Source organism: Sutcliffiella sp. NPDC057660 (genome assembly GCF_042800035.1).
In the GTDB taxonomy this organism is placed as follows: Bacteria; Bacillota; Bacilli; order Bacillales; family Bacillaceae_I; genus Sutcliffiella_A.
The window spans coordinates 63,714-77,738 of sequence record NZ_JBHVHV010000010.1 but is presented as its reverse complement, the minus strand read 5'-3'; the positions used below and the strand labels follow the sequence as shown (position 1 = coordinate 77,738).

Genomic DNA, 14,025 nt, shown 5'->3' with positions numbered 1-14,025 from the left:
ATGACAGCAATCAGATATGAACTAATCAAAACTTGTAAGCAGACAGGAGCACGTCTAGGTATCGTGCACACGCCACACGGTTCCTTTGAAACACCGGTCTTTATGCCGGTAGGAACCTTGGCGACAGTAAAGACGATGTCACCGGAGGATGTTAAATCCATGGGTGCCGGCATCATCTTGAGTAATACGTATCATCTCTGGCTTCGTCCCGGAAATGAGATCGTCAAGGAAGCGGGCGGTCTTCATAAATTCATGAACTGGGATCGTGCCATTTTGACAGACTCAGGAGGATTCCAGGTATTCAGTTTGAGTGATCTTCGTAAAATTGAAGAGGAAGGCGTTCACTTCCGCAATCACATGAATGGGGACAAGCTTTTCCTATCTCCTGAAAAAGCGATGCAGATCCAGAACGATCTGGGCTCCGATATCATGATGGCATTCGATGAATGTCCTCCTTTCCCTGCAACACATGAGTATATGAAAAAATCGGTAGAGCGTACATCCCGCTGGGCAGAACGCTGTCTTAAAGCGCATCAGCGTCCACAGGATCAGGGATTATTCGGGATTGTCCAAGGTGGGGAGTATGAAGATTTGCGTAAGCAAAGTGCACAGGATCTTGTGTCCATGGACTTCCCAGGCTATGCAGTCGGGGGACTTTCAGTTGGAGAGCCAAAGGATGTCATGAACCGTACACTTGAGTTTACCACGCCATGGCTGCCTACTGATAAGCCTCGCTACCTGATGGGTGTTGGTTCACCGGATTCCCTTATTGATGGAGCAATACGTGGAATTGATATGTTTGACTGCGTGCTGCCGACTAGAATTGCACGTAATGGGACATTAATGACAAGTGAAGGGCGTCTTGTTGTGAAGAATGCGAAGTTTGCACGTGATTTTGGTCCACTAGATCCTGAGTGTGATTGCTATACTTGTACAAATTATTCCAGAGCTTACATTCGTCACCTAATCAAATGTGACGAAACTTTGGGAATTCGCCTTACAACTTACCATAACCTATATTTTCTGGTAAAATTAATGGAGCAAGTCCGTCAAGCAATCCGAGAAGATCGCCTTGGGGACTTCAAAGAAGAGTTTTTTGAGAAATATGGATTCAATAAACCGAATGCCAAAAACTTCTAAAACTTCTTCCCAACTATTCACACAAAGAAAGGAGGACTATAAATGCAAGATATTCTTGGAGTAATTTGGCCTTTACTACTAATGTTTGCTATTTTCTACTTCCTTTTAATTCGTCCACAGCAGAAGCGTCAGAAGCAAGTGCGTGAAATGCAGACAAACCTGCAAAAGGGAGATAAAATTGTTACAATCGGTGGGTTGCACGGAATCGTGGATGCACTGGATGAGGACAAAATCGTCCTGAAAACAGGTGACGGATCTCGTCTTACATACGATCGTCAAGCGATCAGAGATGTAAACAAGGACTAATAGTAAAAGAGCATGCTCAATCCATCAAATGGAGTGATGCATGCTCTTTTTTTATTAAGCTTTGGAAATTTTCCCGCCGCTCAGGTTGACCCCAATGATACCGCCAAGCATGGCAACGGCGATAAAGCCCAAGTGGAAGAAAAGCTGATTCATTGAAAAAAGTGAATCGTTACCCAGATACTGAAACAGGAAAATGATGAGCGAATAAGCCCCTCCTGTCGCACCTCCAAGCATCCAGCCTTTTTCCCTGCCCTTGCCTCCTGATACGAAGCCGCCAATAAAGAGGGTTAAAAAGGAAAGTGTCAGAATGATCCAGGCTACACTAGATTCCTGGAGGGATGTAAAACGAAGCAATAAAGAAAAAAGCAGGCTTGTTGCTATAGCGAATATAAAAATTGTAATAAGGCCATACATGATGGCGAGTCCCAGTCTTTTTGATTCCATTGTTCTTTCTCCTCTCTTTGTCCAACATGGTAAGTAATACAAGCATATTCACCAGGAGAAAAATATAGAATACAAATATTTTCTGGGACATGCGTCATACAATGTAGAAGGGGAGAGAACGGAGAGGCTGGGTGGAAGAACAATGCTTACGATAATGACTTTAATCATTTTTATCCTGACGTATGTGGTAATCATGACAGAAAAATATGACCGGGCCGTTATAGCTTGTATCGGGGGAGTGGGAATGCTTATGGCCGGCGTCCTCACAACAGATACCGCTTTTTTGACGTATATGGATTGGAACACGATTTCGCTGCTTTTCTCCATGATGGTCATCGTGACTATCACCAGTCAAACCGGGATTTTTGAATACATTGCAATTGTCTTGGCAAAAGCGGTCAATGGGAGGGGGATCCCTCTTTTAATAGCAGTTTCTGTCCTTACAGCATTCGGTTCCGCTTTTTTGGCGAATGTAACGATTGTCCTTCTACTGGTTCCAATCATCCTGACCTTGACAACTATGCTTGGATTGCCGGCTATCCCTTATTTGGTTGCGGTGATACTTTCTGCAAATATCGGGGGTACTGCTACTTTGATTGGCGATCCACCGAACATCATGATAGGGCAGGCGGTGGAACATTTGACCTTCAATGCTTTTCTGATGCATCTTGCTCCAATTGTTTTCATCATTTTTTTATCCACAATGGGCGGGCTTATTTTGCTGTATCGGAAAAAATTGAAAGTAAGCGCAGAGCTTCAACAAAATCTCCGGTCGCTGAAAGCAGAAGTGAACTGGAACTTCACGCTGGTAAAGTCCCTTTCCGTTCTGGGGATTACCATCGCTGGATTTATGCTGCACACTTTCCTCCATCTTGAGCTGACAACGGTGGCGATGGCAGGTGCCCTGCTGCTCCTGTTTTTAACGCATGACGTGTATAAGCCGGAGGAGATATTCAAAGAGGTGGAATGGGGAACTCTATTCTTTTTCATGGGGCTGTTTCTATTGGTCGGAGGACTGGAGGAAGTGGGTATCATCGACGAACTGGCAAGGGGAATCATTTTTACTACTGAAGGGGACTACAAAACGACTGCCCTTTTGATTCTTTGGCTGACCGGGCTTCTTTCTGGTTTCGTGGATAACATTCCTTTTGTCGCTGCCATGATTCCTGTAATCAGCGAATTCGAGGACTATGGGATGACGAATCTGGACCCGTTATGGTGGTCGCTTGCGCTTGGTGCCTGCTTGGGAGGCAATGGCACCTTGCTTGGTTCATCGTCCAATTTGGTGGTGGCAGGCCTAGCAGCAAAATCCAATCATCCGCTAGGTTTCCTTTCCTTTATGAAGATTGGACTAACTGTAGTGATTTTCTCCTTAATAATCTCGACTGTTTATATATACTTCAGGTATTTAATTTATTTTTAGGCTTCATGCGAAAACATCCGTTATCTGTACTTGGAAAATCCTGTTTGACATGAAAATTCCTTTCTTGCAAAGACTATCCCTAACATGTTTTTTGGAGCTCGTTGCAAAAGGAGGCGATCATTCTCTATGGAGGAGTACGTAATCATAATCGCGCGGACTATTTTTCTTTACATCGTGATCCTCTTTATCTTCCGGGTGATGGGGAAGCGGGAGATTGGGGAATTGAGCGTACTCGATCTGGTCGTCTTTATCATGATTGCGGAGATGGCGGTAGTTGCCATTGAGAATCCGAAAGACGAATTGATGGTCGCCCTATTGCCAATGTTGATCCTGATGGGCATCCAAATCATCCTTGCATTCATATCGCTCAAAAGCCAGAGAATACGAGAGCTGATTGATGGAAAGCCGAGTGTCATCATTAACAATGGAAAAATTGATGAAAAAGAGATGAGGAAACAGCGCTACAATTTTGAAGATCTACTCGTACAGCTTCGGGAAAAGAATGTGAAAAACGTGGCGGATGTCGAGTTTGCCATATTGGAGGCATCCGGAAAGCTCTCTGTCTTTGAAAAAAACAAAGACAGGGAAAATAAGGAGGAGGGCACACTCAATCTGCCATTGATCATGGACGGTGCAATCCAGGATGAACATCTACAGCAGATCGGGAAAACCAACCTTTGGCTTCGACAGCAACTACGAAATCTGGGATATAAAGATTTTAGGAAAATTTCCTACTGCAGCTACAATGACGGCGTATTCTTTATTGATTTAATAGACGAATAAAAGACAGTGGCGAGAAATTCTTAAAGAGGTCCGTTTTCAGGTGAAATCAAATTAATTGACTAGGATCAAGTGGGTTCGCACTTATCGGTTGGGAGATCAGGTTAAGCACTAGAAAGGATTGATAGACGGAGAAATTCCGTTTAATTAGTCATTACTATTAAAAAAGGCTGAAATAGACGGAGAAATTCCGCCTATTGCCTCGAAAAATTCGAAAATTGGTGATTTTGCTGTGCATAAGCGTAAAAACTCCCCTTAATTCCCCCGAAACAAGCTACATTCTGCATTTAACCGGAAAATCTCCTCTTATTTTTCTTTTTCTGGTTCTTCGAGAAAGGACAAGACATTTTATATAAAAGATTACGACGAACCGAATCATCTGTGACAAAGGTTTTATTTATATATTGTATACCTAATAAAGAAACTCGCCAATTACTACGGCGAGTTTTACTTTTTTATATACGGTTTAAAAAATTCGCCACTGTTTTTATTTGACTATCCACCTTCTCAAAAACGGTACCCGCGCAAGCTCCTCCCTTTTGACAAGGCCGAACAGGAACAAGAGGGCGATATAGAGCAGACAGGTAAGGAAAATGAAGAGTAAGCTTCGTTTCCCAAGGGTCAGGTCGAGCAGCCAATGATCGAGCATCCATTTACCACTGATGGTGCAAATACCCATGGTGATGAAGCTTTTTACATAATCCCGGACGTAAAGGGAATAGGAGAGGACCTTCATGATGGTGGCCATATGAAGCATCGTAACGAGCATCATGCCGATCACGATTCCGAGTGCCGCCCCCATGATACCGAAGCTTGGCTTACTGGCCAGCACGAAGATCACGCCGGTTTTCACCAAAGCCCCGATAAAGCTGTTGATCATCGCGGCCTTTGCCAGATCGAGCGCCTGCAGCGTTGCCTGAAGTGGTCCTTGGAAATAGTAGAACAGGAAAAAAGGAGCCATCACTTTAATATATATGGCCGCTTTACTGCTTCCGTACATGAAGAGCATGATGGGATCGGCAAAAACAAAAAGCAGGACAACGGCTATTCCACCTGAGACAAAGGATAATCTCAGTGCCTGCTGCAGGCGATGTTCGATAAGAATCGAGTTTTTTTTCGCTGCCGCCTCACTAATGGCAGGAACTAGGGCAGTCGATAAGGAATAAGTAATAAAGGATGGCAGCATGAGAAGCGGAAGTGCAAAACCTACTAATTCTCCATACTGCTTTGTAGCAAGTGACGTGGCTACCCCCGCAATTGCCAGACTTTGTGCCACTACAATAGGCTCAAAGAACCATGCGATGGAACCGATCATCCGGCTACCGGTTGTCGGGATGGCAATCCGCATCAAATCGTTGAATGTTTGTTTCCCTTCTCCCACATAGCTGAAAAATTTCTTTCGCAGCCGAAAACTCTTTTTATTTTTAAAGACAAATACCATGTAAAGCAAGGATATCAACTCACCTGCAACGGCAGAAAGCATCGCCCCTGCAGCGGCATATTCGATCCCGTATGGAAGCAGTGCCTTTGTACATGCAGCAACAAGCGAAATGCGGACCACCTGCTCGATAACCTGGGAGATGGCGGATGGTTTCATATTCTGCCTGCCTTGGAAATAGCCGCGCAATACGGAGGATATCGCAATGATCGGGACAACAGGTGCGATGGCAAGCAATGGATAGTACGTTCTTGGATCTGTGAAGAGATTTGTGGATAGATAAGGAGCCAGAAGAATCATGGCCGGTGTAAAGATGATGCTCAAAGTACCGGTAGTGGCAAGCGAGACGATCAGAATCTTCTTTATCTTGCGGTGGTTTCCCTGTGCTTCCGCTTCGGCGACAAGCTTGGAGATGGCAACCGGCAGTCCGAGCTGTGTAATGGTAATCGTAAGAACGAGAGTCGGAACAGCCATCATATAAAGACCTACGCCTTCCTCGCCAATAAATCTGGCAACCACAATCCGATTAATGAACCCCAGAATACGGGTGATGAATCCGGCTACAATGAGGATCAGCGTTCCCCTTAAAAAGGTTTGCTTCGTCATGCTATAACCTGCCTTCTCAATTAACGTCATATCGTATACAATTATCTATATGCTTGTACATAGGCCGAGCATGACAAGGAATTGGTCGCTTTTTAAAGGGAGAGGCATGATGCACTTGTACATTTCTATGTAGAAAATAAAATGGAGGTACCTTGAATGATGAAAGAGACGAACTATCATGCGTATGATCTTTTCCGAAGCGACTTGACACCTGTTTTGCAAAGCAAGCTGGAGGAATTCCAGCTGTTTGGCTATGATAAAGTGACCGAGGATGAATTATGGGAATGTCTGACACGTAAAACATGGAAGCGCCCAGAGACGAAAATGCTGCATCAGCTTGTTAATGATGTGTATGGGCTTTCCATTACCGATTACATGAGCTATATCACGATTGAAGCGTATAAAGCGCCTAACTTTTTTCAGGAACAAAGGGATTAGAACCAGTTTCAACAAGAATTGACAGTAGGAAAGAGTTAACTCATAATGGTACATGATGGCAAAATATTGGCTTTATTGATATTCCAACTATTGCACTTTTCTTTACATATAAACACAAAAAAAGTCCAAGTTTATGCCAAGTGTCCGTAGTAATAAATAACACTCACCAGTGGTAAAAGCAGAAGGAGGATTTATAGTGGTTAAAAGAGGACGGATAGTGGCTTTCTTTTTACTTCTCATTCTATTAGGAAGTGTAATAGGAGTATTTACAAAGCCTATCGCAAACGATATCAAGCTTGGTCTTGACCTGCAGGGTGGATTTGAGATTCTGTATGAGGTAAAGCCCATCAATAAGGATGCGGCATTAGACCGGGAGACGCTCGTCAGTACGGTAAGCGCTTTGAATAAGCGTGTAAACGTATTGGGTGTAAGTGAACCTAATATTCAAATTGAGGGTGATGATCGCATCCGTGTTCAGCTTGCTGGTGTAGACGATCAGACGAAAGCAAGGGAGCTCCTCTCAACGGAGGCTAAATTATCTTTCCGTGATATAAATGATAAAGAACTGATGAACGGATCGGCACTTGCCGAGAATGGTGCAACACAATCTTTTGATTCCAACAACCGCCCAAGCGTGGCATTAAAACTGAAATCGGCAGATCAGTTTGCGGATGTAACACGACAGGTGGTAGAGATGGGGCCAGGGCAGAACCTTATGGTCATCTGGCTTGATTTTGAAGAAGGAGTAGACTCCTATGAAGCAGAATCGCAGAAGCCTGACCCTAAATTCCTTTCTGCTGCTGGAGTGGATGAAGTTTTCAATACCACTGAAGTTCAGATCCAAGGTGGAAACTTCTCGGTGGAATCGGCAAAAGAGCTGGCTGAGCTTTTGAATGCAGGATCACTCCCAGTTGAATTGGAAGAAGTATATTCCACATCCGTTGGAGCGAAGTTCGGTGAAGCTGCCCTTCAGAAAACGGTATTGGCAGGAGCAATCGGGATAAGCATCATATTCCTTTTCATGCTTTATGTGTATCGTCTTCCTGGATTCGTGGCAATTATCACGTTAAGTGTATATATTTTCTTGATTCTGTTAGTGTTTGATCTGATGAATGGGGTCCTAACCCTTCCAGGTATCGCAGCACTCATTTTGGGTGTCGGTATGGCAGTTGATGCCAACATTATCACGTATGAACGTATTAAAGAAGAACTGAAGCTTGGTAAAACACCTATGTCCGCATTCAGGGCAGGGAACCGCAACTCCCTTTCCACTATTTTGGATGCGAACATCACTACCCTGCTTGCAGCGGCTGTAATGTTCGTATACGGTACCAGTTCTGTACAAGGGTTCGCAACCATGCTTATTGTGAGTATCCTGTTAAGTTTTCTTACAGCAGTTTTCGGAACACGTCTTCTTCTTGGATTGTGGGTGTCCAGTAGAGCGCTGAACAAGAAGCCGCACTTATTTGGAGTGAAGAAGGCTGACGTTCTGGATATCAATATGACAGATGAACATACAGAACCTCCAAACCGTTATGAAAATTGGGATTTTGTAAAACACAGCAAAAAGTTCTTTATTTTCTCGGGAACGATGATTGTTATAGGTATCATTCTCCTTGCGGTATTCCGCCTGAATCTGGGAATAGACTTTGCAAGTGGAACACGTGTGGAAATAATGGCCGATTCCAGTCTTTCCGCAAAAGAAGTGACCGAGGAATTGACTGCGCTCGGATATGAGCCTAAAGATGTCGTATTGGCAGGAAATAATAATGAAATAGCTGTTGCAAGATATTTGGACAGCTTTACGCAGTCGGAAGTAGCAGAGATAAAAACATCCGTTGCAGATAAATACGGGTCAGAGCCAAATGTCAGCACAGTTTCTCCTACAGTAGGTCAGGAGCTTGCCCGAAATGCTTTTTTCGCGGTACTGATCGCTGCGATCGGAATCATCATCTATGTGACCATCAGGTTTGAGTGGCTGTTTGCTCTTGCCGCTATCGTGGCACTCTTCCATGATGCATTTTTCATGGTCGCATTCTTCAGTCTTGTACGATTGGAGGTGGATATCACGATCATTGCTGCAGTCCTTACCATTGTCGGGTATTCCATCAATGATACGATTGTTACCTTTGACCGGATCAGAGAGAATATGAAGAAGAAAAAACGGATCAAAACTTATGAAGATTTGGCTGAGATTGTCAATAAAAGCTTGCAGCAAACGTTCGTCCGTTCCATTAATACGGTCATTACGGTTGTCTTTGCAGTAATCGGTCTGTTGATCTTCGGAAGTGAATCCATTACAGGCTTCTCTGTTGCCTTGCTTGTAGGTTTGGTGGCAGGTACTTATTCCTCCCTGTTCATAGCGGCACAGCTATGGCTGATCTGGAAGCATAAACAATTGTCCAAACCGAAAAAGGTCCAGCTTGAAGAAGCGGAGCCTGAAGTATAAATCCTATGAAAAAATGCCGCAGAAGCAATTTCTGCGGCATTTTTTATATATAGTAAAATATAGAGGAAGTTTCGGGTACAATAGAAGAAGCATGAAAAAGAGAGGTGTGCGTCTTGGACCATAATGAGCGCTTTAAAAAAGCGGAATTTGCCGCGTTGGTAGGTGTCGTGGGGAATATAGTGCTTGCCATTCTCAAAGGATGGGCCGGTGTTGTTGCAAATAGCCGCGCACTAGTTGCGGATGCAGTCCATTCCGCTTCAGATGTAGCAGGCTCCCTAGCGGTATACATAGGACTGAAGGCTGCCAAACAGCCACCGGATGAAGATCATCCTTACGGGCATGGCAAGGCGGAAAATATCGCAGCCATAATTGTTGCTGTCCTTTTGCTGATTGTTGGCTTCGAAATAGGGAAATCCTCCTTCGCAGCATTCTTTGAGCCTATCGATGCACCAAAGATGCTGGCCGTGTATGTCGTGATTATTTCCATTGTCGTAAAAGAAGCGATGTTTCGCTATAAGTATAATTTGGGAAAGAAAATAAAGAGTGACGCCATTATTGTCAATGCATATGAACATAGGTCTGATGTGTTTTCTTCCATTGCAGCCCTCATAGGGATCGGGGGGGCGATTTTCGGAGATTATATCGGAGTGGATTGGCTGGTCTATCTTGATCCGGTAGCAGGTCTTTTTGTAGCCGCCTTGATCATGAAGATTTCGTGGCAGCTGGGTTCAGAGTCCATCCACAATACGATGGATCATGTCATGCATGAGGAAGATACAGATGAGTTCAGAGAAGTGGTGACTTCCGTTCCAGGTGTCCTTAAGATTGATGCATTGCATGCGAGGGAACACGGACATTATGTCATTGTGGACCTGAAAATATCTGTGGACCCTTACATAACGGTAGAAGAAGGGCATAAGATAGGGAAAGATGTAAAGGCGAAACTGCTTGAAAACCGTGAAGTCCAGGATGTGTTTGTGCATATCAATCCCTATTCGGAATCTTGATCACAGGATTTGAAGGAGGAGTGAATATGAAAAGTCAATGGTATCTATTAGCCGGATTTATCTTTACCATCATAGTGGCAATCTTTGCTGTACTCAATGTAGCGCCTGTGGAAGTTAACTATTTGTTTGGAACAGCGGAATGGCCCCTCGTATTGGTCATTCTATTCTCCGCATTGATGGGAATCGTCATTGCCGGTTCCATCGGTGTGTACCAGGTAATCAAGCTGAAGCGGAAAATGCAAGCCAAGCCAAGGCATATGGAAAAACCTTCATCAGAAAATGTGAAGGTGCCCAATAAAACCGAAGAAGAGAAAGGTACAATTTGAGGTAGGTAATTAGCTTATGACATTAACAATTTTTCAGTGTCTTGCAGTCCAATTTAGTTGGGCTGCATTTTTTATTGGATGGCGATGGCTACCCAGAAATAACTGAGTGTACTATTTGACTCCCTGTTGATTTCCGTTCCAGGCGTTCGCTTTCCATGGGGCGATGCTTGAGCCTCCTCGGCATAGCCTGCGGGGTCTCAAGCCTACCGCTATCTCCCGCAGGACAAGGAAGGCTGCGGCAGCGATACATCGCACGAAGAAAATGCTCGCATTTTCGAGGAGTCTCACACCTTGCACTCCAATCAACAGGGGCAGTATGTGACGCATAGCGGCTACACTAAATATGTCTCTTAGTGTAACTTTTCGCATTGGGATCTCTATTTAATGTCTAGTGTTGATTTTTTAAGAATCTAGCTGTTGATTGGAGCAATAGGCGAAGACTCCTGCGGGAGATGGTGTTCAGTGGAGACCCCACAGGCGAAGCCGAGGAGGCTCCACTAACGCCCCGCGGAAAGCGTAGCCTATTGCGGAAATCAACAGCGGTGTTTATCAGAGACAAAAACTCCATTATTTTAAAACCCGACTCAAACAAAGAAACGCCATGCTCCCTAAAGTGAATAACTCACTTTTCCCAATTGAAGGGAGCCCCTCTCTCTAGTATAATAAGTTAGGCTAAGGGAGGAATTCGTTTGCTAGCTTCTAAATCACGTTGGAATGTAAATAGGCCTGACCAAGAGCAGGTACGGAATTTGGCGGAAAGCCTGAAAGTGGCGCCTCTTATTGCTTCTCTCCTTGTAAACAGGGGACTGGATGATTACGAGACCGCAAAAAGCTTTTTGAATACAGAGACCCAAGAATTTCACGACCCCTTCCTGTTGGAAGACATGGATAAGGTCGTTCAGAGAATAGAAACGGCAATACAGAATGAAGAAAAGATTTTGGTGTTCGGCGATTATGATGCCGATGGAGTAAGCAGTACCACTGTGATGGTTACAGCTCTGCGAGAAAAAGGGGCGTCGGTGGACTTCTATATTCCAAACCGTTTTACAGAAGGTTATGGACCAAATGAAACTGCTTTCAGGCAAGCTAGTGATAACGGCTATTCTGTCATTATCACAGTCGATACCGGAATTTCCGCTCTGCATGAAGCGGATGTTGCAAGAGAGTTGGGTATCGACTTGATCATCACCGATCACCACGAGCCTGGACCTGTTCTACCGGATGCGTTTGCCATGATCCATCCAAAGAAAGAAACGTGCTCTTATCCATTCAAGGATCTTGCTGGAGTTGGAGTCGCCTATAAAGTGGCCCATGCACTACTCGGGAAGAACCCGGAGCACCTTCTGGAAGTGGCGGCTATAGGAACGATTGCTGACCTGGTCCCTCTGGTGGATGAAAACAGACTACTGGCTTCCAAAGGGATCAAAAAGATGCAGCAGACCAAAAGAGTCGGATTAAAGGCCTTGCTGCAAAAATGCGGGGTAGAACTCCATACCATTACAGAAGAGACAATCGGGTTCTCCATCGGACCAAGAATCAATGCGGTTGGTCGCCTCGACAATGCAGACCCAGCCGTCCACCTGTTAATGACAGAAGATGCGGAAGAAGCAAAAGAGCTGGCCGAAGAAATGGAAGCATACAATAAAGAAAGACAGCAGATTGTCACGCAAATTACAGAAGAAGCGATCAAACAGGTTGAGGAAATGTACCCTCCAGATGAGAATTCATTTCTTATCGTAACAGGACATAACTGGAATGCCGGAGTCATCGGTATTGTGGCCTCAAGGCTGGTGGACCGTTTCTATCGACCGACCATCGTGCTTAGCCTTGATGAAGAAAAGGGTCTTGCAAAAGGTTCGGCGCGATCCATACCGGGGTTTGACCTGTTCGAAAACCTTTCCACTTGCAGGGATATTCTCCCTCACTTTGGCGGACATCCGATGGCAGCTGGAATGACATTGAAATTGGAAAATGTGGACGAGCTCCGCAATCGAATGATGACGATTGCAGATACCATCTTGACGGAGGAAGATTTCACCCCTATTACTGAAGTGGATATCGAATGTGAACTGAACGAAGTAACATTGGAAACAATCGAGCAGTTGGAGAAGCTTGCTCCATACGGCGTTGCAAATCCGAAGCCCAAAGTATTGGTGAAAGGTGCATTGCCGCAACAGATTCGTCAGATAGGCAACAAAAGTAACCACCTTAAGCTTGTCATCGAAAAGGAGGGAAGCTCGCTGGATTGTGTCGGGTTCGGATTTGGGGAAACCTATCACCATGTATCTCCAATTGCGTCCCTGGATGTTTTGGGGGAGCTTGCCATCAATGAGTGGAATAATTTCCGAAAGCCCCAGCTTTTTGTAAAGGACCTTAGAATTGCAGAGTGGCAGCTGTTTGATATTCGTTCAGCTGGTCAGCTGAATCAAACCCTGCAAGGACTAGATAAGAAGAATTTACAAATACTTTTCTTTAATACTGCAACATTGGAAGAAGTGAAAATAGGAGAGGAACATCTTCCTTATCTTAAACATGTTGAGCCAGGAACAGAAATCGATGTAGAGGATAAACATATCGTGCTGCTGGATATTCCGAACGAAGAGGAAACACTTGCAAGCCTTTTGCGAAGCTCTTCACCGTCCCGGATCTACGCTTCTTTTCATCAAAAGGAAAATCATTATTTTTCCACGATCCCGACTCGCGACCACTTTAAGTGGTATTACGGCTTCCTGTCCAAAAAAGCTCCGTTTGATTTGAATAGGTATGCCGAAGAAATCGCGAAACATCGAGGTTGGTCAAAAGAAACAATAGATTTCATGTCACAGGTGTTTTTTGAACTAGAATTTGTTACAATAGACAAGGGCTTTATCGCATTAAACAATGCAGCGAAAAAACGGGATTTTGAAGAGTCTCCGACATATCGCAAAAAGCAGCAGCAAGTGATGCTTGAAAACTTGTTTTTATACTCTTCATATAAACAATTAAAAGCGTGGTTTGATCAGCATCTAACCAAACAGTGCACTGTTCATTCATAGGAGGAAAAAAGAAGATGGATTTAAAGAAATATATTACGATTGTTCCTGATTGGCCAAAACCGGGTATTCAATTTAAGGACATTACGACATTAATGGACAATGGTGATGCATACCGCTATGCAACAGACCAGATTGTTGAATATGCTCGTGAAAAGCAAATTGACCTTGTTGTCGGACCGGAAGCTCGTGGATTTATTATCGGCTGCCCGGTTGCCTATTCTTTGGGAGTTGGTTTTGCTCCTGTACGTAAAGAAGGAAAATTGCCTCGTGAAGTTGCGCGAGTGGAATATGGCCTTGAATACGGAAAAGATGTTCTGACTATTCACAAGGATGCAATCAAACCAGGTCAGCGTGTACTGATCACGGACGATCTGCTTGCAACCGGAGGAACAATCGAAGCGACCATCAAGCTAGTGGAAGAGCTGGGCGGAGTGGTAGCTGGAATTGCGTTCCTGATCGAACTGTCCTACCTGGACGGACGCAGCAAGCTGAATGACTTTGATATTTTAACATTGATGAAATACTAAAATTTATACGGACTAGAGCAACTCATCCTTGCTCTAGTTTTTTTCATATTTTTCCCCTCCCATTCTATCTTCTCGACGTGCAAAATCATCGATTTGTTAAATTTTT

Annotated in this window: 12 protein-coding genes; 10 read left to right on the top strand and 2 right to left on the bottom strand. The window is 44.3% G+C overall.

Annotated features, from left to right (window positions below; translation table 11 throughout):
* Complete coding sequence (gene tgt / locus ACFVAD_RS12935) at nucleotides 1–1,140, top strand: tRNA guanosine(34) transglycosylase Tgt (protein ID WP_386640498.1); 1,140 nt, start codon at nucleotides 1–3, stop codon at nucleotides 1,138–1,140.
* Nucleotides 1,141–1,182: 42 nt separating this feature from the next.
* Nucleotides 1,183–1,446, top strand: a complete 264-nt coding sequence (gene yajC / locus ACFVAD_RS12930) for a preprotein translocase subunit YajC (RefSeq protein WP_386640496.1) — start codon at nucleotides 1,183–1,185, stop codon at nucleotides 1,444–1,446.
* Between the two features lie 54 nt (nucleotides 1,447–1,500).
* Here yajC and ACFVAD_RS12925 read toward each other — a convergent pair whose 3' ends face one another.
* Nucleotides 1,501–1,890 (bottom strand): TIGR04086 family membrane protein, encoded by a 390-nt coding sequence (locus ACFVAD_RS12925; RefSeq protein ID WP_386640494.1) that lies wholly within the window; start codon nucleotides 1,888–1,890, stop codon nucleotides 1,501–1,503.
* Between the two features lie 142 nt (nucleotides 1,891–2,032).
* On the opposite strand from ACFVAD_RS12925, the gene ACFVAD_RS12920 reads away from it, so the two are divergent.
* Both ACFVAD_RS12920 and ACFVAD_RS12915 read left to right on the top strand, forming a co-directional pair.
* On the top strand, nucleotides 2,033–3,313 hold the full coding sequence (locus ACFVAD_RS12920) for an ArsB/NhaD family transporter (RefSeq protein ID WP_386640492.1): 1,281 nt from the start codon (nucleotides 2,033–2,035) through the stop codon (nucleotides 3,311–3,313).
* A 126-nt stretch (nucleotides 3,314–3,439) separates the two neighbouring features.
* Nucleotides 3,440–4,096, top strand: coding sequence for a DUF421 domain-containing protein (locus ACFVAD_RS12915; protein ID WP_386640490.1), 657 nt, complete (start codon nucleotides 3,440–3,442; stop codon nucleotides 4,094–4,096).
* Between the two features lie 484 nt (nucleotides 4,097–4,580).
* Here the strand turns inward: ACFVAD_RS12915 and spoVB are convergent, their stop codons facing one another.
* Nucleotides 4,581–6,137, bottom strand: a complete 1,557-nt coding sequence (gene spoVB, locus ACFVAD_RS12910) for a stage V sporulation protein B (RefSeq protein ID WP_386640487.1) — start codon at nucleotides 6,135–6,137, stop codon at nucleotides 4,581–4,583.
* Nucleotides 6,138–6,293: 156 nt separating this feature from the next.
* On the opposite strand from spoVB, the gene ACFVAD_RS12905 reads away from it, so the two are divergent.
* The 6 genes from ACFVAD_RS12905 to ACFVAD_RS12880 all read left to right on the top strand — a co-directional run bounded on the left by ACFVAD_RS12905 (nucleotide 6,294) and on the right by ACFVAD_RS12880 (nucleotide 13,919).
* Nucleotides 6,294–6,575, top strand: coding sequence for a post-transcriptional regulator (locus tag ACFVAD_RS12905; protein WP_386640484.1), 282 nt, complete (start codon nucleotides 6,294–6,296; stop codon nucleotides 6,573–6,575).
* A 196-nt stretch (nucleotides 6,576–6,771) separates the two neighbouring features.
* Nucleotides 6,772–9,024, top strand: a complete 2,253-nt coding sequence (gene secDF / locus ACFVAD_RS12900; RefSeq protein WP_386640482.1) for a protein translocase subunit SecDF — start codon at nucleotides 6,772–6,774, stop codon at nucleotides 9,022–9,024.
* A 113-nt stretch (nucleotides 9,025–9,137) separates the two neighbouring features.
* Nucleotides 9,138–10,031, top strand: a complete 894-nt coding sequence (locus ACFVAD_RS12895) for a cation diffusion facilitator family transporter (protein ID WP_386640479.1) — start codon at nucleotides 9,138–9,140, stop codon at nucleotides 10,029–10,031.
* Between the two features lie 26 nt (nucleotides 10,032–10,057).
* A complete protein-coding gene (locus tag ACFVAD_RS12890) occupies nucleotides 10,058–10,357 on the top strand; it encodes a LapA family protein (RefSeq protein ID WP_386640476.1) in 300 nt (99 codons plus the stop codon).
* 689 nt (nucleotides 10,358–11,046) lie between these two features.
* Entirely contained in the window at nucleotides 11,047–13,392 is a 2,346-nt protein-coding gene (gene recJ / locus ACFVAD_RS12885) for a single-stranded-DNA-specific exonuclease RecJ (RefSeq protein WP_386640473.1), read from the top strand.
* A 14-nt stretch (nucleotides 13,393–13,406) separates the two neighbouring features.
* Nucleotides 13,407–13,919 (top strand): adenine phosphoribosyltransferase, encoded by a 513-nt coding sequence (locus ACFVAD_RS12880; protein WP_386640470.1) that lies wholly within the window; start codon nucleotides 13,407–13,409, stop codon nucleotides 13,917–13,919.
* Nucleotides 13,920–14,025 lie beyond the last annotated feature (106 nt).

What these genes read in the sequence shown, in the direction of transcription:
- tgt (WP_386640498.1), top strand. Translation starts at nt 1, where the DNA reads ATGACAGCAATCAGATATGAACTAATCAAAACTTGTAAGCAGACAGGA.
- ACFVAD_RS12920 (WP_386640492.1), top strand. Translation starts at nt 2,033, where the DNA reads ATGCTTACGATAATGACTTTAATCATTTTTATCCTGACGTATGTGGTA.
- yajC (WP_386640496.1), top strand. Translation starts at nt 1,183, where the DNA reads ATGCAAGATATTCTTGGAGTAATTTGGCCTTTACTACTAATGTTTGCT.
- spoVB (WP_386640487.1), bottom strand. Translation starts at nt 6,137, where the DNA reads ATGACGAAGCAAACCTTTTTAAGGGGAACGCTGATCCTCATTGTAGCC.
- ACFVAD_RS12915 (WP_386640490.1), top strand. Translation starts at nt 3,440, where the DNA reads ATGGAGGAGTACGTAATCATAATCGCGCGGACTATTTTTCTTTACATC.
- ACFVAD_RS12925 (WP_386640494.1), bottom strand. Translation starts at nt 1,890, where the DNA reads ATGGAATCAAAAAGACTGGGACTCGCCATCATGTATGGCCTTATTACA.
- ACFVAD_RS12905 (WP_386640484.1), top strand. Translation starts at nt 6,294, where the DNA reads ATGATGAAAGAGACGAACTATCATGCGTATGATCTTTTCCGAAGCGAC.
- ACFVAD_RS12880 (WP_386640470.1), top strand. Translation starts at nt 13,407, where the DNA reads ATGGATTTAAAGAAATATATTACGATTGTTCCTGATTGGCCAAAACCG.
- ACFVAD_RS12890 (WP_386640476.1), top strand. Translation starts at nt 10,058, where the DNA reads ATGAAAAGTCAATGGTATCTATTAGCCGGATTTATCTTTACCATCATA.